This window comes from Leptospira sp. WS58.C1, assembly GCF_040833995.1.
Taxonomy (GTDB): domain Bacteria; phylum Spirochaetota; class Leptospiria; order Leptospirales; family Leptospiraceae; genus Leptospira_B; species Leptospira_B cinconiae.
This window is the reverse complement of sequence record NZ_CP162138.1, coordinates 262,627-279,334: the sequence shown is the minus strand read 5'-3', so window position 1 is coordinate 279,334 and position 16,708 is coordinate 262,627. Positions and strand designations below refer to the sequence as shown.

The following is a 16,708-nucleotide window of genomic DNA, read 5'->3' as shown; positions in this document are numbered from 1 at the left end:
TTTGGCGATATATTTTTTATTTAAGATTGATTTAGAAAATAAAAACGCAATCAAAATAAACTATGTGAAAATGCCTCAGTTTATTCGTTCAGTCGCATCTTTGATGCTGATCTTTCTTTCATTATATCCTTTTTATTTTTGGTTCTCAATGCTAATTCATTGAACCTCAAAATTTCTGTTTTAAAATTTGCAATGGACCATCTTTAATAAATTGGTCACCATCGCATAACTTGCGGTGCCTCCGCTCCGCTCAAGGCTGCTTCGCACCTTTCGCTCGGGCTTCGCCACATTCGCTTCCGTCACTTCGTTTGCATGCGCAAACTCGTGCCGTTGCGAACGTCGGAGCACCTTGGTCGTTAGGCGCCATAAACTTGGCGACATTTCTTAGTTTTACATCCGGACATCCGTGTCCGGGATTAATGAGCCTATCTTTTATCGATTTTCAACAAAAAAGCATTTGACAATACTACTCAATATGGTAAGTATTGATTAGTGATAAGGTCTTTTAAAGACAAAGAGACGCAGGAAATTTGGGAAGGTCATTTTTCAAAGAAATATCCACCGGATATTCAGAAGAAAGCACAAATGAAGCTTGGCATGATCAACAACGTTGTAGATGTGATGGAACTCCGAGTTCCACCTGGAAATCGGCTTCATAAATTGTCTGGAGATAGGGAAGGGCAGTATTCTATTTCAATTAATTCACAATGGCGAATTTGTTTTAATTTTGAAAGTAATCATGCCTTCGATGTTGAAATAGCAGATTATCATTAGGAGAAGTAAAATGGTAAGTAAAAAACTATTGAATGTTCACCCTGGTGAGATTTTGCAGGAAGAATTCTTAGAACCAATGGGAATTTCCGGTTATAGATTATCTAAAGAAACTGGCATTCCTGAGTCGAAGATTTCAGATATTATTCATGGAAAGAGAAATATAACCGCTAGTATTTCAATAAAACTCGGTAAGTTCTTTGATTTAAATCCACACTTTTGGATTGGCCTTCAGAACGATTATGATATTCGGGAAGAGCAGCATAAATTAGCAAAAGTCCTTAAAAGTATGAAATCATATAAGGATTTTTATAAAGACCAAGATAGTAAGAAAGTGACGCCGTCCTTGGCTTAATCTTTTAGTTGCAGCGGCCAGTTTACGGCTGCCTAACTATCGGCTTGGCGTTCCGCTTCGGGCTCACTTCGTGCCCCTCGCTCCAGGCTTCGCCACATTTCGCTTTGTCACTCGCCTTGCTAAGCAAGTCTCGCGCCAAGTGCTTGCGCACTCGCGAAACGTCGCCAACCCTTGGTCGTTAGCCGAACATCGAGCACAACATTTGTTCTTTTTCAAAAAGCTTCTATTTCAGTTACTTTTTAGGTCTTTTAAAAAATAAAATACTTGCAATTAATACAGTTATTACTATTGTTATAACGTGGATGCTTCATCAGTAAAAAAGACAACAATTCGGGCAATAGGGAATTCCGCTGGGGCTACAATTCCTAAAGTACTTCTGGAAAAGTATAATTTCCATGAAGGGGATACTGTCTTTCTTTTGGAAACTGAAGCAGGCATTCTTTTGTCTCCATACGATCCTGATTTTGAAGAGGCCATGGACATTTACCAGGAAGGGTCTAAAAAATACCGTAATGCTTTAAGAGAACTGGCTAAATGAAGAAAGAGCCTAGATGGTTAAATAAGAAAATCGTCGAAGCAATTCATTTGGATCAAGTTAAACAGCATGGTGGATCTCAGGGGATCCGAGACCAAGGGCTTCTGGAATCAGCTCTTGATCGCCCAAAGAATAAATGGGCATATGACTCCTTCTCAAGTATTTTTGATTTAGCTGCTTCATTATGCATAGCGATAGCCAAGAATCATCCATTCATTGATGGGAATAAACGTGTCGCTTACATGACAACGTACGTATTTCTCGGATTGAATGGGTATAGCATAGAAGTGCCAGAAGAAGAAGTTGTATCGATTATGCTTCGAGTTGCAGATGGAAGCATAGATGAAATCAATTTATCAACTTGGTTAAAAGATAGTTCAAATCCTCGTAAGTAGGTGCTCGACGTCGGCTAACTTTCGGTGCCTCCGCGCCGCTCGGGGCTTGCTTCGCAACCCGCTCGCTTGGGCTTCGCCACATTTCGCTTTGTCACTCGCCTTGCAGGGCAAGCCTCGTGCCAAGTGCTTGCGCACTCGCGAAACGTCGGAGCACCTTGGTCGTTAGTCGCCATAGCTGCTTGGATTTTATTTTACACGGCAAAATCGAAGGATCTTTGGTTTTGATTTCCAAAGGATCCGAAATGTTTCAGATTTATTGACTCCAGTGGGCTAGCTGTTTTTAGGTATGTACTTGAATCTGCATGTAAATAGATTAAAGTGCTAGAGAAAAAGCTGTGCCCAAGAAGCTTTTGAATATAGACTAAATTGCTTCCCATTTCCATGAGATGAGTAGCGAATGAATGCCTAAATGTATGAACTTGAACTTTCTTTTTTATCCCGGCTCTTTTGGCAATTCTTTGAAATGTCGCTTGTAAACATCTCATACTAATGTGTGAATTCTTATTTTTAAATCCATAGAAAAGGATTTCTTTAGGTTGATAGGTCATCATATAATTTTTCACTAAAGTGGCGGCTTGATCGGATAAAATTGTATATCTTTGTTTTCTTGTTTTTGATTTTGAGATAAAGATTGTTTTTCTTTCAAAATCTATATCTGCTATTCTTAGATTTGTTAATTCACTTCCTCTAATTCCGGAAGAATACAGTAGGGAAAATATAGTTCGCTCTTGTAGTGACCTACATTCAGAAAGAAATAATTCTACTTCAGATTTATTCATGACAATAGGTGCCTTTCTTACTTCCCTAGGTAAGGAAATTGCCTTAGTCATATATGTTTTATTCTCAATTTTATAAAAGAGTTTGATTGCGCTGTAGAGAATACGTAAATACGCTGTTGAAGCTTTATTTTCTTTCATCTTGATAAAGAAATCATAGACCTGTTTAGGCTTTAACTTTAAAGGTGATATCATATATTCTTTTGCTAGACGAGTCATGCAATCAGTATATAATTCGATTGTGTTTTCACTATATCCTCTTAGTCTCATGTCTAAAATCATTTTGTCTTTTAATGCACCCATAGTGCCAAGAATTAGAAAGGTCTTAAAATTACTAGAAGAAAGCAGCTACAGCGACTAACTGCCGGCTTGGCGTTGCGCTTCGGGACGCTTTCGCGCCCTTGCTCCAGGCTTCGCCACATTTCGCTTTGTCACTCGTCTTGCGTAGCAAGCCTCGCGCCAAGTCCTTCGGACTCGCGAAACGTCGCCAACCCTTGGTCGTTATACGCAATGCCCTATAATCTTTCTTTTTAAAAGAGACTAATTTCTTTAAAAATAGGTAGAATTTTTAATTGACTTAGGTATAACCTGGGTTATACCATTTGTATGAAGACTGCTGTTTCAATTCCTGATGATTTATTCAAAACTGCAGAGAAGACCGCGAAAAGATTAGGGATTCCTAGAAGTCAGCTTTTTGCCAAGGCATTAGAAGAATTTATTCAATTACATAGTAAAGAATCCGTCACGGAGAGATTAAATAAAATCTATCTCAATGAGAAGGGCAGTTTGGAAGAAAATATTTCTAATTTATCTGTCGAATCTCTTCGTAAGAGTTTAAAGAATGATTCGTGGTGAGATTTGGTGGGTGGATTTAGGAATTCCATTTGGTAGTGAGCCAGGCTTTAAACGTCCAGTTTTAATTGTACAAGATGATTCTTTTAATGAGAGTAATATTAATACAGTAATTGTTGTATCAATTACATCGAATTTAAATTTAGCTGAAGCTCCGGGTAATGTACTATTATCAAAGAAAGATTCCAATCTTTCAAAAGAGTCAGTTGTAAATGTATCTCAGATAGTAACTTTAGATAGGGAAAGATTTCTTGATAAAGTTGGTAAATTGAAATCAAGCAAGATGGCTGATGTTGAAGAAGGATTAAAGTTAGTTATAGGCCTCAATTAACGGGCACTGCGTATAACTTCCGGTGCCTCCGCGCCGCTCGGGGCTTGCTTCGCAACCCGCTCGCTTGGGCTTCGCCACATTTGCGTCCGTCACTGCACTTGCGTGCGCAAGTTCGTGCCGTTGCAAACGTCGGAGCACCTCGGTCGTTAGGCGCCATAAACCTTGCAGACTATTTAATACATCCCGGACGTCCATGTCCGGGGTTTCTGAGAGCACTTTCATTGATTATTTGTATTGACAATACTTACAATATATGTAAGTATTGGTAAATTGATCAAAAGTTTCGAAAACAAAGACACGGAAAAAGTCTGGAAAGGCTTATTTGTTAAATCGATTCCAAATCAGATTTCGGAAATAGCTCTTAGGAAATTGAGGATGATCAACAACTCTCAAAGTGTTGAAAATCTAAAATCGCCCCCAGGTAATAAATTAGAGTTACTTTCAGGAAATAGAAAAGGGCAGTATAGTATAAGAATAAACGATCAATGGCGAATCTGTTTTCGATGGCATGAACAAGATGCCTATGACGTTGAAATTGTTGATTATCATTAATTGGATTGTTTGTGTTTGTTTATGAAGAAATGGATTAAAAACCCGCATCCGGGAGATATATTAAATGAAGAGTTCCTTAGGCCTTTAGGTTTAAGTGCGTATCAACTTTATAAGGATACTGGAATTCCACAATCTCGGCTAAGTGAAATCATGCATGGCAAACGAAGCATTTCCGCTAATTATGCTTTAAAATTGGGTAAATATTTTGATCTTCCACCTCAATTTTGGTTAGGATTGCAGAATGATTATGATCTTTTAGAGGCTGAGAGAAAGATTCATAGTCAATTATCTAAAATTAAGAAATACACAGCTAAAAATAATTCAGCGAAGAAAGTTAAAACGCCATCCGTGGCTTAATTTTCATTTAAACCCAAGGTTTACAGCGCCTAACTTTCGGTGCTTCCGCAGCGCTTCGAGCTTGCTTCGCAACTCTCGCTTGGGCTTCGCCACATTTGCTTCTGTCACTTCGTTTGCAGGGCAAACTCGTGCCATCGCAAACGTCGGAACACCTTGGTCGTTAGCCGGACATGCCCCAATTGAATCTTAAGTAACTAAAAAGACAAAAATAAACAATTGACATTTTGATAGCATATATGCTATCATTTATATGATTGAAAATTGTCTTAGATACTAATGTTTTATACCAAGCCTTACGGGCTGAATCAGGAGCTTCTCGGGCAATTTTAAAATTAATCTTTGATCAGAAGATCAAGCTTAGTGTATCAACTCCTGTATTTAAAGAATACGAAGAAGTGTTGAAAAGAGATACTTCTAAAAAGGATTTGGGAATCAAAGATAAGGATATTAAGAAAATTCTAAGTTTTATTGCATATGTAGGTTTTGCTCAGACGATTTATTATTCATTTCGCCCGAATTTGCGAGATGAGGATGATAATCACTTTGTCGAACTTGCTATTGCCTCGAATGCGGATTACTTAGTAACAAGCAATATTAAAGATTATCTAGTTGGTAGTAATTTAAAATTTGAAGATTTGAAAGTTGTTACACCATCTGAATTTATGAAGTTATGGAGGGAAAAGAATGAAGACTAAAGCAAGTGTTTTAACGATCCGGATTCCCTCTGAGCTAAAGCATAAAATTGAAAGAGTAGCGGAAGAACAGGGTGTATCAATAAATCAATTAGCTTTATATGCTTTTACGAAAGAAATTCAAGACATGGAGACTTCTCAATATTTTGAAAAATATTATAAAGGTAAAAGTAAGAAGCAAATTTTCTCTGACTTCCGTGAAGTTCTTTCTACGATAAAAAGCAAGGGATCCGTTCCGGACTGGGACAAATTATAATCTTTATCAAGTAATTGGGGCACGGTCGGCTAACTATCGCCTCAGCCGCTACGCTTCGGGCTTGCTTCGCAACCCTCGCTCCGGCCTTGCGGCACATTCGCTTCCGTCACTGCACTTGCTTACGCAAGTTCGCGCCTTCGCGAACGTCGGCTAGGCTTGGCCGTTATGCGACATGCAATAAAATAAATAGTGTAATCGGGAATTCAATATTAAATTATATCCTCTCACTATTAAGGATTAATTTAGAGAGATTTGAAAGATAATAATTTTACATGAAAATATACATACTATTCCTCAGCTTAATAGCTCTTATTAATTGTGACGGATTTATACGTGGGAATCAAAGAGTGTTTATAAAGGAAGGAGCAAATACTTATAAGGCATATTCTGGAATATGTATTGTTAGACTTTATTTTGCATCCAATTATGATAAAGGTAAAGAGTATTTAAAGGAAGAAACAGTATTAGCAGTCGATGGTTATATTTCGTACTCGTTTACAGTACCTCCAGTAAGAGAAAGGTATAAAGCTGAAATAAAATGCAAATCCGATAAGATTATATCGGTTACAGATTATAGTATTCCGGATGAGCCTGAGACGAACGTTGATCGAACATTGATTATTGGAAATAAGTAATAATCTTTTCTTTTGTTTCATTGCACGTCGCATAACTGTCGGTGCTTCCGCAGCGCTGCGGGCTTGCTACGCAACCCTTGCTTGGGCTTCGCCACATTCGCGTCCGTCACTTCGTTTGCATGGGCAAACTCGTGCCGTTGCGAACGTCGGAACACCTTGGTCGTTAGCCGAAAGTCCGATTCAATATTTTTCTTATGAAAATTACAAGATTTTCTTTATACCTATTAATCTTTAGTTTAATTCATTGTTTGTTAAACCCATTCTTTCTTTGCACTGGGGAAAGGTGTCCTGATAATTCTGTTAACCCGCTCTGGACTATAATAATTGATAGCCAGCCTGCAATAAAATTAAAGGCACCATCAGATCAAGGAACTTTATCGGTTGTTATTCAATCGAATAAACAAATAGATATCCCTCCTCTCGAGACTTCTGGTTTTATTCCGATTTATTATCAACCTGGACTATATTCAATTACTAGCTCCGATCAGGGAATTTTACTAAATGACATTAATTTTGATTTTAAGAGTAATTTGAAAGATGGGATATTTCTTAGAGAAGATTTGAATTTATTTAATACTGAACCTAAGTGCTATTTATTAGATGGAGAGCATGGTACTAGTAGTGAGATCCCTTGTTATTAAAACGTAGTAAAATTTTGATTAGAATTGATTGAGTAATCGGACCTTCGGCTAACTATCGGTGCTTCCGCAGCGCTTCGAGCTTGCTTCGCAACTCTCGCTTGGGCTTCGCCACATTTTGCATTGTCACTGCGCTTGCATGGCAAGCTCGTGCCAAACGCAAAACGTCGGAACACCTTGGTCGTTAGACGAAACGGCTAATATATCAATGATACTCGATTGCGAAACTTATGATAAAATGTTTGAAACGCTATCATATATTTCAAACAAGCCAAGAGGAAATATCGAATCTTGGTTTTTAGAATCCAAATCAAAATTTGATGAATTTGATTTTCTTAAAGCTCCAGTTCCTTTTGACGTAGAGTTGGTAAATCAATATCAAAACTATTTCCCCGAAAGTAAAAAATGGAGAGAATTATTTACACACATTGCATGGTTCCATGGAACTCGCTGTAATGATCAAAATTTATTTGAGGAAGGGCTCTTACCTCTCGGAAGAAGGATAAATACTATCTGGGATTATTTATATTCTATAGTAAAGTCAGATGTCTCCGAAGAAGAATGGAATATTTTCAAGAATCATATGTCTGGTACTTATGCCAAGCTTTATCATTCAAAAATTTCAGACCCAAAATATTGGGGACCATATGCCATGTTAATCAAAGATATATTCTTTGTATCAGAGTCTGTTGGAAATCATAATTACTTGCAGATCCCGGAAATAGTTGAAGATATAATATTTTGTTTTAGCAATTTCAGGCCAAATGTTGATTTAAAAAATAGATATAAAGCATCTACAACACCATGCATCGTGAAATTTATTGCACCTATTGACGAAATAGATTATCTAAACCCGTTGTTAAATTATTTATATACTGAATTCCATAATGCAGAACATACACTTGATTCAAATACTTGTTATGATGGGAAGGGGAGAGCAATTATGTCCGAAGCCATTATATCAGTTGAATACATAGGTAGATAGAAAGCCGCTTCGTCTAACTTTCGCCTCAGCCGCTGCGCTTCGGGCTTGCTACGCAACCCTCGCTCCGGCCTGCGGCACATTCGCTTCCGTCACTGTACTTGCTTACGCAAGTTCGTGCCGTTGCGAACGTCGGCTAGGCTTGGTCGTTATGCGTCAGTTTTTTGAAGCGACTTGCATTAATTTGCCAAGAAAACTTTATTTTCTTTGTTAACGAACTCCGGAAAAATCGCTGAACATTACAAACGATTAGTGTTTGACAATCATCTACAAATGCTTATATTGAGTTTGTGAGCTCAAATTTATTAAATCGGATTACTCTCAACCCCGAAGTGTGCCATGGAAAGCCTACTATTAGAAACCAAAGGTATACTGTTGAGCTGATACTTGATCTTTTATCTTCCGGAATGAGTGAAGATGAGATTATTGCTGATTACCCATCTATAGAAAAAGACGATATCTTAGCTTGCCTCGAATATGCTTCGAATTTAGTAAAAGTTAAATCAATATATAAAGCTTCTGCATGAAGTTCTTTATTGATGCTCAACTTCCATATAGCTTAGTTAATCTATTCAAAGAAAAGAATTTTGAAGTATTTCATACTGAGCATCTTCCGTTAGGGAATAAAACGTCTGATTCAGATATAATTTCCTATTGCGATTCAAATGGTTTAATTTTAATCACGAAGGATTCAGATTTCTTAGATTCTTATCTTATAAGAAAGAAACCCCGTAAACTATTGATAGTGACTACAGGAAATATAAAGAATAAAGAGCTATTTTTGCTATTTAATCAATTCTTATCGAAAATTGCAGAAGAGTTCGATGATAGTGATTGGTTAGAATTATCTAACGAAGGTTTAATAGTTCATCAGGATTAATATGTTAAAGAGTCGCTTCAAAAAACCGCTTCGGCCCTTCGGGCACGCATAACTTTCGGTGCCTCCGCGCCGCTCGGGGCTCACTTCGTGACCCGCTCGCTTGGGCTTCGCCACATTTGCTTCTGTCACTTCGTTTGCATTAGCAAACTCGTGCCATCGCAAACGTCGGAGCACCTTGGTCGTTATACGCAAGGCTGGCAAAATCAGCTTTTTAAGAATAATCATATAAAATTCTTGCATGTAATACTAAAGTGTGATACATTGCATTTGTGATCAGTTTAAGAATACCGCCAGATTTAGAGAGAAAGTTGGACTCCTTCGCGAAATCTAAAGGAAAAAGTCGTTCCGAGATCGTAAAAGAATCGATTCTTGAATATATAAAGAATCATAGTTCTAACAAATCTCCTTTTGAGTTAGGTGAAGATCTATTCGGTAAATATTCAGCTAATAATCAGAAATTAGCTCAGAATAGAAAGAGTGTCTTAAATAAAGCATTAAAGGATAAGAATGAAGAACGTCGCACTCGTTGATTCTGGTCCAATTATAGCATTATTCAATTCTTCAGATGATTATCATAAGCCAATCTTTAAATTTCTAAAAGGCTTTAGAGGTTCCTTATTTACCACCTGGCCAGTGATAACTGAGGTAATTTATTTGCTTTCGTTTTCAATAGATGCTCAATCAGACTTTTTAGAATGGATAGAACGAGGGAGTCTGCAGATTTTAGATATAACATTGGATGATCTGAAATATATCAAAAGCCGGATGCAAAAATATTCTGATTTACCGATGGATCTGGCAGATGCATCTTTAATGTGTATTGCAGAGAGAGAAGGAATCTATAATATTATCAGCATAGATTCCGACTTTTCTATTTATAAGACTCTCAAAGGTAAATATCTAATAAACTTATATAAGAATTAGGCCAGCCCAGCGTATAACTTTCGGTGCCTCCGCTCCGCTCGGGGATCGCTTCGCGACCCACTCGCTCGGGCTACGCCACATTTGCTTCCGTCACTTCGTTTGCAAAGCAAACTCGTGCCGTTGCAAACGTCGGAGCACCTTGGTCGTTATACGAAATGGCTGGAAATTGCCTTTTTACAAGAATTGACAAAATATATCAAATATGATATATTGACATTGTGAAGTTCAAAGTCCAGCTTTTGGAACCCGCAGAAGATTTCTTATTAAAACTGGAGAATAAACTAAAAGCGAAGGCATTCCGAACAATTGAATTGTTAGCAGAATTTGGACCTGAACTTCGAGAACCCTTTTCTAAAAAGATTCAAGGCTACGCAGGCTTGTTCGAATTAAGAATCAAACAAGGTTCTAATATTTGTAGATTATTCTACTTTTTTGAGAAGGGCAGAGTTGTCATAATAACTTCTGGTTTTGTTAAGAAAGATCAAAAGACCGATAAAGATGAATTAACAAAAGCTTTCAAATTAATGAAAACTTATAAGGGAGATGGGCATGAAACTTAAAACTAAAGACTTTGATTTGCTTCTAAATAAAGAACTGAAGAACAAAGATTTTAAGAAAGAGTATGATGCTCTTTCCAATGAATTCACTCTTGCTAAAGAAATTATTAAACTTCGTAAGAAACGAAATTTAACTCAAAAAGATTTAGCGAAAAAAATAGGGACTTCTCAGCCAGCAATTGCAAGAATTGAGTCTGGAAATTATAGAAACTTATCCCTATCTTTTATTAATCGTCTAGCTAAAGCCTTAGATGCAGAGCCTGTTATTCATTTAAAAAGTAAAGGCGCTTAGTTTAAACAGCCACTTCGTATAACTTTCGGTGCTTCCGCAGCGCTGCGGGCTTGCTGCGCAACCCTTGCTTGGGCTACGCCACATTTCGCTTTGTCACTCGCCTTGCAAAGCAAGTCTCGTGCCAAGTGCTTACGCACTCGCGAAACGTCGGAACACCTCGGTCGTTAGGCGTAATGCCTTAAAAATTATTTTAATATGATTGATTCATTTTTGTTCTTTATGACTCATTTTTCTTTATTTTTCACTCCCCAGTGCTCAATACAGGAATCGCCTTCTCAGATATATGCGCTATGTAAAAATTCATCCGTAGAATATGGGATCACTATAGATAAGGAAAACTACGGTAATTATTATTATGGAGAGTGGAATAATAATAGTCCCTCTGGCTTTGGAGTCTTTACAGATATGGTTTTGGAGGAATCTGATCAATATTGTGGCCTAAGAAGACATCTGGTTTCAAAGGATGGTTCAACAGAATTTGAAGATAATGTATTTTTGTCTTTGGATGAGAAGAACATTGGTTGTGATCGAGCAAATTGTTCTGATGGATTCCACATATATTATGATGAAATTTCATCATTGTCGATCGGCGAATATAGAAGCGGTAGCATGCAAGGATTTGTTATTAAAACTGGGATGTTTGGAAATCCTTATATAGGTTTTGTCGCTAACGATTCATTTCATGGTGAAGGAATATATTTTTCTATTGAGGATCAATCAATTACTCATGGAGTATGGAATTCTTATGAATTAATCAAAGTTATTAAATCGATTGATTTAAAAGAATATTTGTCAAAGAAGCCAATATGTAAGACCAAATGATAATTTTAAATTTTTCTTTAAAATCATTTGAAAGTTGGTTTATAAGGCACTACGCCTAACTTTCGCCTCAGCCGCTGCGCTTCGAGCTGCTTCGCACTCTCGCTCCGGCCTGCGGCACATTCGCTTCCATCACTGCACTTGCTTGCGCAAGTTCGTGCTGTCGCGAACGTCGGCTAGGCTTGGTCGTTAGGCGCACATCCGATAAATATTTTCTTTTTTATTTTAGGGTTAAATATTTCTTAAGAGTCTTAGTAAATCTTCCTTAGGGTTAGTCCGCTCCTTTGATGTTCTGGTGCCGTGATTTAAGTTTCATCCTGATAATTAGATTGCAGAAAAGGTTTATAACTGGTGCCGTATTCGGAGCGGGGAATTGGCATCTGAAAGCAGCATTCTACAGTAATGTCAATTTACTGAATTAGCGAAATGCAACTAATTGAATGCACCGTGTTTCGATCGGACGCCGCCTAACTTCCGGTGCCTCCGTTGCGCTTCGGGCTCGCTATGCGACCCTCGCTCCAGGCTTCGCCACATTTGCTTCTGTCACTTCGTTTGCATTGGCAAACTCGTGCCATCGCAAACGTCGGAGCACCTCGGTCGTTAGGCGTAATTCATCATAAAAATTTATTTAAAATGGAAAATTGGATTCCCTTAACTGAGGATGAGTATGAAGAGGCATGGCATCTCTTTGAGTCAAAATATCAATTTAAGCCTAGTATCTATGAAAAAGATTGGCCAAGCATACAGGTATTAAATGAAGATTATCTATCTTACTATTTAACAAGTACATGGGACGAAACCGAAGAATTTGATCGTATCTGTTCGATTGTTTTTAAAAATATAACAAGCTCCGATGAATATCTTTATGTTTTAGACTGGAACCATGAATGCTTCATGTTTTGCCCTCATCTTCCGAATGGGTCTGTCGAATGGGTTATTCCATTTTATCCTGATGGAGATTATTATATTTTCTTTCCGAAAGACATGAGATGGTGCTATTTCGGACATCCGTGGGAGAGATCAGTTACTTTAATTGGCATTGATTTGATTAACGAATTTAAAAAGAATAAACCAAGTATTTTTGGTAAAATTCTTAGAAAGAGATGATGAACTACGCCTAACTTTCGGTGCTTCCGCAGCGCTGCGGGCTTGCTGCGCAACCCTTGCTTGGGCTGCGCCACATTTCGCTTTGTCACTCGCCTTGCAGGGCAAGTCTCGTGCCAAGTGCTTACGCACTCGCGAAACGTCGGAACACCTTGGTCGTTAGCCGGACATTCCAGCCTTGAATCTTTTTGTATTTGAATACTGATAATGGAAAATGATATGGACTAAATATTAGTCCATATAAACTAAAAAGTAGTTGATTGATATAAGTTCTTATTTAAAACTCTCTTCATGGATATATTGGAAGGAGTTTTCGGCAATAAAACCGCCGGTAGGGTACTATTGCACATATTTCATTATTCAGAAATTCATGCTGCTGCGATAGCAACGGATTATAATGTTGCTGTAACTCCTATTAAGAATCAACTTCTTCGCTTTGAAGAATCTGGTATACTGACTTCAAAAATAGTAGGTAAGGCTCGAGTATATTTATTTAATTCCAAATCTGTATTTGTTAAACCCATTAAGGAAATACTAGGTATAGTATATAATACCATGCCTATATTCGAAAGAGAAAAACTCTTTTCTACAAGACGAAGACCAAGGCGAAAGGGCAAGCCAGTGTATGCAAAGTCCTAATTGGTCGACAGTAACGGAAAGTGAATTATGGGAATATATAGCTTGGCATTTATCTGCAAATGGAGTCGATTCAGTATTGGTAGGCGGGGCAGTAGTTTCAGTATATTCGGATGGGATTTATAAATCCGGCGACTTAGACATTGTTTATACGAGTTATAATTCTTCTATTTGGGAAACAATCCAAAGGGTAATGACGAATCTTGGTTTTAAGAAAGTTACCAGACACTTTATACATCCGGAATGTGATCATTTATTTATAGAATATGCTTCACCGCCGTTATCTATTGGAGAAGATTACCAGATTATTCCTGATGTTAAAAGAGTTTCAGGTAAAATGATCAAAATACTTTCTCCAACTGATTGTATAAAAGATCGCTTAGCATCTTACATTTATTTTAATGCGCGTGAATGTTTAGAACAGGCTATTTTAGTAGCCAAAAGACAATCATTCAATCTAAAAGAAATTAAAAGATGGTGTGACTCTGAGGGTGGTAAAGCAAAATCTGCCTTTGAAGAATTTAAAAATCTTCTATAAAGAAAATTTGTTAAGAATACAATTAAGGTGAGGCTGGAACGTCGGCTAACTTTCGCCTCAGCCGCAGCGCTGCGGGATCGCTAAAGCGACCCTTGCTTGGCCTACGGCACATTTCGCTTTGTCACTCGTCTTGCAGAGCAAGCCTCGCGCCAAGTGCTACGCACTCGCGAAACGTCGGCTAGGCTTGGTCGTTATCCGAAAATTGAGCCCCAAATTTTATCTAAAAATAGTCGGCCTTCCGTGGCCGACTTTAAGGGTTAATTTTTATAATATTTATTACTAGTAAATATTGACATACCAACTATAATTGGTATATTGAGTTATATGCCATTAAGCGGCAAGGATATGCTCAAACTGTATGAAAAGGAAGGCTGGGAAGTCCTAAGACAAAAAGGTAGTCATGTGATGGTTGGGAAAGGAATAGATCGTGAAACGATTCCAATGCATAAAGAATTAAAAAAGGGCCTTGAAGCAGCTTTATTGAAACATTTGCGTGAAAGCAAGGAGTAGAATCAATGCATTATCATTTTCGTATACATACAGATAAAACCGGATACTGGGCAGAATGCATAGAATTAAAAGGATGCATGACTCAGGCAGACTCTAAAGAAGAATTGAATGCCAATATTCATGAGGCATTAAATCTATATTTGAATGATAATGAAGATTCAAAGTCGATATTTCCTTTACCGAGAAAGAAAATATCGGGTAGAAATATAGTCTTAGCCGCTGTGGATCCTAAGATAGCTTTCTCTCAGATATTAAGAATGACAAGACTCAAACGAGGTTTAAGCCAGAAACAAGCAGCTTCACTTATTGGAATGAAGAACTTATATAGTTATCAACGGCTGGAATCGCCTAAGAGTGCAAATCCTGCACTTTCTACTATTGCTCGTATCAAACAAGTCTTTCCAGAGTTAGAGCTGGACCAGGTTGTATAGCTTTCAAAAAACGCCATCCATGGCTTAAGGTTAATCGTTGGGGCTCAACTTCGGATAACTTTCGCCTCAGCCGCTACGCTTCGGGATCGCTAAAGCGACCCTTGCTTGGCCTACGGCACATTTCGCTTTGTCACTCGTCTTGCAAGGCAAGCCTCGCGCCAAGTGCTTGCGCACTCGCGAAACGTCGGCTAGGCTTGGCCGTTAGTCGCCATAATCTAAAAATACTCGAATAAGAATGTTTGAAATTAAAAAACTTTCTCCAGATCCTTGGGAGAATCAAATTATCACATATTATTTTAATAAACTTATTGAGAAAGGTGAGTTGTCTGAGACAACTGAGATTTTCAAAATAGACGAGTCGGGAAACTTGACCCCTGACTTTTATTCGGTTGGTTGTAATGGGTTATTTGAGATTAAGAAAGTAACTGAAAATGAAGAGGACATGGCAAAAGTCTCTTCTTCCTTTAAGGCATTAGATATACTTAGTGAAGATTTAAATCAAAGAAATCCATTAGCGGGAAGTAATGTAACTGCTCATATTCAGATATTAGATAATTTGGTCCTCAAATCGAGAGGAAAAGAATATGTTCAATTATGCAATGCAATAATTGAATCGTTAGAAAGAAGAGAATCATTCGGTAAAACAGCTCATAATTTCTTTAGGATTGAATATATCGAATCTGAAAATTACTTATCTAGTTTATGGTTTCGACATGGCGGAACGGTAAGATTTGTTGATCCATGGAATTTGAAAATTCCACTCCAAAAAATTATTGATAAGGCAAATCAACAGCTAAAGTATAAGCAGTTTCCAGAGACTACGAAGTATAAAAGAAATCTATTATTAGGTCATTATTATACTTTTACGAATGATCCAAATGATATAAAAAGATTGGTAGAACTGTTAAAGACTGAACAACCTGAAATCTTTACTAATATTGATAGAATATATGTTTTGTCTAGAGATTATTTCGAATTTATAGACATACAATAGATTACGGCGACTAACTTCCGCCTCAGCCGCTGCGCTTCGAGCTGCTTCGCACTCTCGCTCCGGCCTTGCGGCACATTCGCTTTCGTCACTGCACTTGCTTACGCAAGTTCGTGCCGTCGCGAACGTCGGCTAGGCTTGGTCGTTAGGCGAAAAACCCGGTGAAAATTTTTCAGTTAGCTTAAATTTTAAAATCGATGTATTCTTCGAGATTTACATCTAGATTAATGGATGAACAAATAGCAATTGACATACAAATGTTTAGTTTAATTGTAGGTTTGAATGCCTACAATACTCAAGATATTTGGTTATAGATTTCATTTTTATTCGAATGAAGGTTCAGAACCTCCTCATATTCATTGTAGAAAAGGGAATTCTGAGTGCAAATTTTGGTTAGATAGTATAATGTTATCTGATAACAAAGGCTTCAAAGCTCACGAAGTTCGCGAAATAGAGAAACTCGTATTTGAATATAGAGACCAATTCTTAAAGGCTTATAATGAGTTCCATAATCAAAGATAATATTCATTCAAATGTACCTGCGACTAAAGTCTGGACGGAAAGTCGCATGGTCTATATTGAACTCTCTGATGGTCGAGTAATAGGTTTTCCTGCCGATCGATTTAAACTTTTGAAAGTCGCAACAGAATCAGAACTTAAAGAAGTGAATTTAGAGTTGGATGGGTATGCCTTGAGATGGGAAAACCTTGATGAAGATTTAACAGTTCAAGGAATTCTTGAAGGTCGTTTTCAGCTCCCTTTGTAAATATACCAAAATTCTATTAATAGTACCGGGTTCATCGCCTAACTTTCGGTGCTTCCGCTTCGCTTCGAGCTTGCTACGCAACTCTCGCTCGGGCTACGCCACATTTTGCTTTGTCACTCGTCTTGCGCGTGGC

At 37.8% G+C, this 16,708-nt stretch carries 29 protein-coding genes; 27 read left to right on the top strand and 2 right to left on the bottom strand.

Features of this window, described 5'->3' with window-relative positions; all coding sequences use genetic code 11:
* Window positions 1-492: 492 nt before the first annotated feature.
* The 4 genes from AB3N61_RS18545 to AB3N61_RS18530 all read left to right on the top strand — a co-directional run bounded on the left by AB3N61_RS18545 (window position 493) and on the right by AB3N61_RS18530 (window position 2,056).
* Window positions 493-774: a type II toxin-antitoxin system RelE/ParE family toxin gene (locus AB3N61_RS18545; protein ID WP_367899200.1), complete on the top strand. Its 282-nt coding sequence runs from the start codon at window positions 493-495 to the stop codon at window positions 772-774.
* A gap of 10 nt (window positions 775-784) precedes the next feature.
* Entirely contained in the window at window positions 785-1,126 is a 342-nt protein-coding gene (locus AB3N61_RS18540) for a HigA family addiction module antitoxin (protein WP_367899199.1), read from the top strand.
* A gap of 298 nt (window positions 1,127-1,424) precedes the next feature.
* On the top strand, window positions 1,425-1,664 hold the full coding sequence (locus AB3N61_RS18535) for an AbrB/MazE/SpoVT family DNA-binding domain-containing protein (protein WP_020770165.1): 240 nt from the start codon (window positions 1,425-1,427) through the stop codon (window positions 1,662-1,664).
* Window positions 1,661-2,056: a type II toxin-antitoxin system death-on-curing family toxin gene (locus tag AB3N61_RS18530; RefSeq protein WP_367899198.1), complete on the top strand. Its 396-nt coding sequence runs from the start codon at window positions 1,661-1,663 to the stop codon at window positions 2,054-2,056. The genes AB3N61_RS18535 and AB3N61_RS18530 overlap by 4 nt, the downstream gene beginning before the upstream one ends.
* A gap of 191 nt (window positions 2,057-2,247) precedes the next feature.
* Here the strand turns inward: AB3N61_RS18530 and AB3N61_RS18525 are convergent, their stop codons facing one another.
* Complete coding sequence (locus tag AB3N61_RS18525; RefSeq protein ID WP_367899197.1) at window positions 2,248-3,135, bottom strand: tyrosine-type recombinase/integrase; 888 nt, start codon at window positions 3,133-3,135, stop codon at window positions 2,248-2,250.
* A gap of 303 nt (window positions 3,136-3,438) precedes the next feature.
* Between AB3N61_RS18525 and AB3N61_RS18520 the strand changes: the two genes are divergently transcribed.
* The 4 genes from AB3N61_RS18520 to AB3N61_RS18505 all read left to right on the top strand — a co-directional run bounded on the left by AB3N61_RS18520 (window position 3,439) and on the right by AB3N61_RS18505 (window position 4,924).
* Entirely contained in the window at window positions 3,439-3,687 is a 249-nt protein-coding gene (locus tag AB3N61_RS18520; protein ID WP_257588341.1) for a ChpI protein, read from the top strand.
* Window positions 3,674-4,015, top strand: coding sequence for a type II toxin-antitoxin system PemK/MazF family toxin (locus AB3N61_RS18515; protein ID WP_100711840.1), 342 nt, complete (start codon window positions 3,674-3,676; stop codon window positions 4,013-4,015). The genes AB3N61_RS18520 and AB3N61_RS18515 overlap by 14 nt, the downstream gene beginning before the upstream one ends.
* A 375-nt stretch (window positions 4,016-4,390) precedes the next feature.
* Window positions 4,391-4,567: a type II toxin-antitoxin system RelE/ParE family toxin gene (locus tag AB3N61_RS19030; protein ID WP_412758420.1), complete on the top strand. Its 177-nt coding sequence runs from the start codon at window positions 4,391-4,393 to the stop codon at window positions 4,565-4,567.
* 21 nt (window positions 4,568-4,588) lie between these two features.
* Complete coding sequence (locus AB3N61_RS18505) at window positions 4,589-4,924, top strand: HigA family addiction module antitoxin (RefSeq protein WP_367899195.1); 336 nt, start codon at window positions 4,589-4,591, stop codon at window positions 4,922-4,924.
* Between the two features lie 7 nt (window positions 4,925-4,931).
* Here the strand turns inward: AB3N61_RS18505 and AB3N61_RS18500 are convergent, their stop codons facing one another.
* Window positions 4,932-5,048, bottom strand: a complete 117-nt coding sequence (locus AB3N61_RS18500) for a TraY domain-containing protein (protein WP_367899194.1) — start codon at window positions 5,046-5,048, stop codon at window positions 4,932-4,934.
* Between the two features lie 130 nt (window positions 5,049-5,178).
* Here AB3N61_RS18500 and AB3N61_RS18495 point away from each other — a divergent pair, with 130 nt between their 5' ends.
* The 19 genes from AB3N61_RS18495 to AB3N61_RS18405 all read left to right on the top strand — a co-directional run bounded on the left by AB3N61_RS18495 (window position 5,179) and on the right by AB3N61_RS18405 (window position 16,575).
* Complete coding sequence (locus tag AB3N61_RS18495; protein ID WP_367899193.1) at window positions 5,179-5,619, top strand: putative toxin-antitoxin system toxin component, PIN family; 441 nt, start codon at window positions 5,179-5,181, stop codon at window positions 5,617-5,619.
* Entirely contained in the window at window positions 5,609-5,872 is a 264-nt protein-coding gene (locus tag AB3N61_RS18490) for a toxin-antitoxin system HicB family antitoxin (RefSeq protein WP_020770897.1), read from the top strand. Before AB3N61_RS18495 ends, AB3N61_RS18490 begins: the two co-directional genes overlap by 11 nt.
* A gap of 272 nt (window positions 5,873-6,144) precedes the next feature.
* Window positions 6,145-6,507: a hypothetical protein gene (locus tag AB3N61_RS18485; RefSeq protein WP_367899192.1), complete on the top strand. Its 363-nt coding sequence runs from the start codon at window positions 6,145-6,147 to the stop codon at window positions 6,505-6,507.
* Window positions 6,508-7,383: 876 nt separating this feature from the next.
* Complete coding sequence (locus AB3N61_RS18480) at window positions 7,384-8,130, top strand: hypothetical protein (RefSeq protein ID WP_367899191.1); 747 nt, start codon at window positions 7,384-7,386, stop codon at window positions 8,128-8,130.
* A gap of 287 nt (window positions 8,131-8,417) precedes the next feature.
* Entirely contained in the window at window positions 8,418-8,654 is a 237-nt protein-coding gene (locus AB3N61_RS18475) for a DUF433 domain-containing protein (protein ID WP_336657201.1), read from the top strand.
* The gene (locus AB3N61_RS18470; RefSeq protein WP_336657202.1) at window positions 8,651-9,007 is read left to right on the top strand and encodes a DUF5615 family PIN-like protein; all 357 of its coding nucleotides are present in this window, start codon (window positions 8,651-8,653) and stop codon (window positions 9,005-9,007) included. Before AB3N61_RS18475 ends, AB3N61_RS18470 begins: the two co-directional genes overlap by 4 nt.
* A 269-nt stretch (window positions 9,008-9,276) precedes the next feature.
* The gene (locus AB3N61_RS18465) at window positions 9,277-9,537 is read left to right on the top strand and encodes a ribbon-helix-helix protein, CopG family (RefSeq protein WP_367899190.1); all 261 of its coding nucleotides are present in this window, start codon (window positions 9,277-9,279) and stop codon (window positions 9,535-9,537) included.
* Window positions 9,515-9,931, top strand: a complete 417-nt coding sequence (locus AB3N61_RS18460; protein WP_367899189.1) for a type II toxin-antitoxin system VapC family toxin — start codon at window positions 9,515-9,517, stop codon at window positions 9,929-9,931. The genes AB3N61_RS18465 and AB3N61_RS18460 overlap by 23 nt, the downstream gene beginning before the upstream one ends.
* Before the next feature lie 218 nt (window positions 9,932-10,149).
* Window positions 10,150-10,491, top strand: coding sequence for a type II toxin-antitoxin system RelE/ParE family toxin (locus tag AB3N61_RS18455; RefSeq protein WP_367899188.1), 342 nt, complete (start codon window positions 10,150-10,152; stop codon window positions 10,489-10,491).
* Window positions 10,481-10,780, top strand: a complete 300-nt coding sequence (locus tag AB3N61_RS18450; protein ID WP_367899187.1) for a helix-turn-helix domain-containing protein — start codon at window positions 10,481-10,483, stop codon at window positions 10,778-10,780. The genes AB3N61_RS18455 and AB3N61_RS18450 overlap by 11 nt, the downstream gene beginning before the upstream one ends.
* Window positions 10,781-10,975: 195 nt before the next feature.
* Complete coding sequence (locus AB3N61_RS18445; RefSeq protein ID WP_367899186.1) at window positions 10,976-11,602, top strand: hypothetical protein; 627 nt, start codon at window positions 10,976-10,978, stop codon at window positions 11,600-11,602.
* 501 nt (window positions 11,603-12,103) lie between these two features.
* Window positions 12,104-12,706: a DUF2716 domain-containing protein gene (locus tag AB3N61_RS18440; RefSeq protein WP_367899185.1), complete on the top strand. Its 603-nt coding sequence runs from the start codon at window positions 12,104-12,106 to the stop codon at window positions 12,704-12,706.
* Window positions 12,707-12,994: 288 nt separating this feature from the next.
* Entirely contained in the window at window positions 12,995-13,342 is a 348-nt protein-coding gene (locus AB3N61_RS18435; protein ID WP_036090695.1) for a hypothetical protein, read from the top strand.
* Window positions 13,329-13,877, top strand: a complete 549-nt coding sequence (locus AB3N61_RS18430) for a hypothetical protein (RefSeq protein ID WP_367899184.1) — start codon at window positions 13,329-13,331, stop codon at window positions 13,875-13,877. Before AB3N61_RS18435 ends, AB3N61_RS18430 begins: the two co-directional genes overlap by 14 nt.
* Window positions 13,878-14,222: 345 nt before the next feature.
* On the top strand, window positions 14,223-14,387 hold the full coding sequence (locus tag AB3N61_RS18425; RefSeq protein WP_367899183.1) for a type II toxin-antitoxin system HicA family toxin: 165 nt from the start codon (window positions 14,223-14,225) through the stop codon (window positions 14,385-14,387).
* 5 nt (window positions 14,388-14,392) lie between these two features.
* Window positions 14,393-14,818, top strand: a complete 426-nt coding sequence (locus AB3N61_RS18420) for a type II toxin-antitoxin system HicB family antitoxin (protein ID WP_257588365.1) — start codon at window positions 14,393-14,395, stop codon at window positions 14,816-14,818.
* A 235-nt stretch (window positions 14,819-15,053) separates the two neighbouring features.
* Window positions 15,054-15,812 carry a hypothetical protein gene (locus AB3N61_RS18415; RefSeq protein ID WP_367899182.1) on the top strand — a complete coding sequence of 253 codons (759 nt, stop codon included), beginning with the start codon at window positions 15,054-15,056 and terminating at the stop codon, window positions 15,810-15,812.
* Window positions 15,813-16,091: 279 nt separating this feature from the next.
* Entirely contained in the window at window positions 16,092-16,331 is a 240-nt protein-coding gene (locus AB3N61_RS18410) for a DUF4160 domain-containing protein (protein ID WP_257588418.1), read from the top strand.
* A gap of 46 nt (window positions 16,332-16,377) precedes the next feature.
* The gene (locus AB3N61_RS18405; protein ID WP_367899181.1) at window positions 16,378-16,575 is read left to right on the top strand and encodes a DUF2442 domain-containing protein; all 198 of its coding nucleotides are present in this window, start codon (window positions 16,378-16,380) and stop codon (window positions 16,573-16,575) included.
* Window positions 16,576-16,708: the final 133 nt, after the last annotated feature.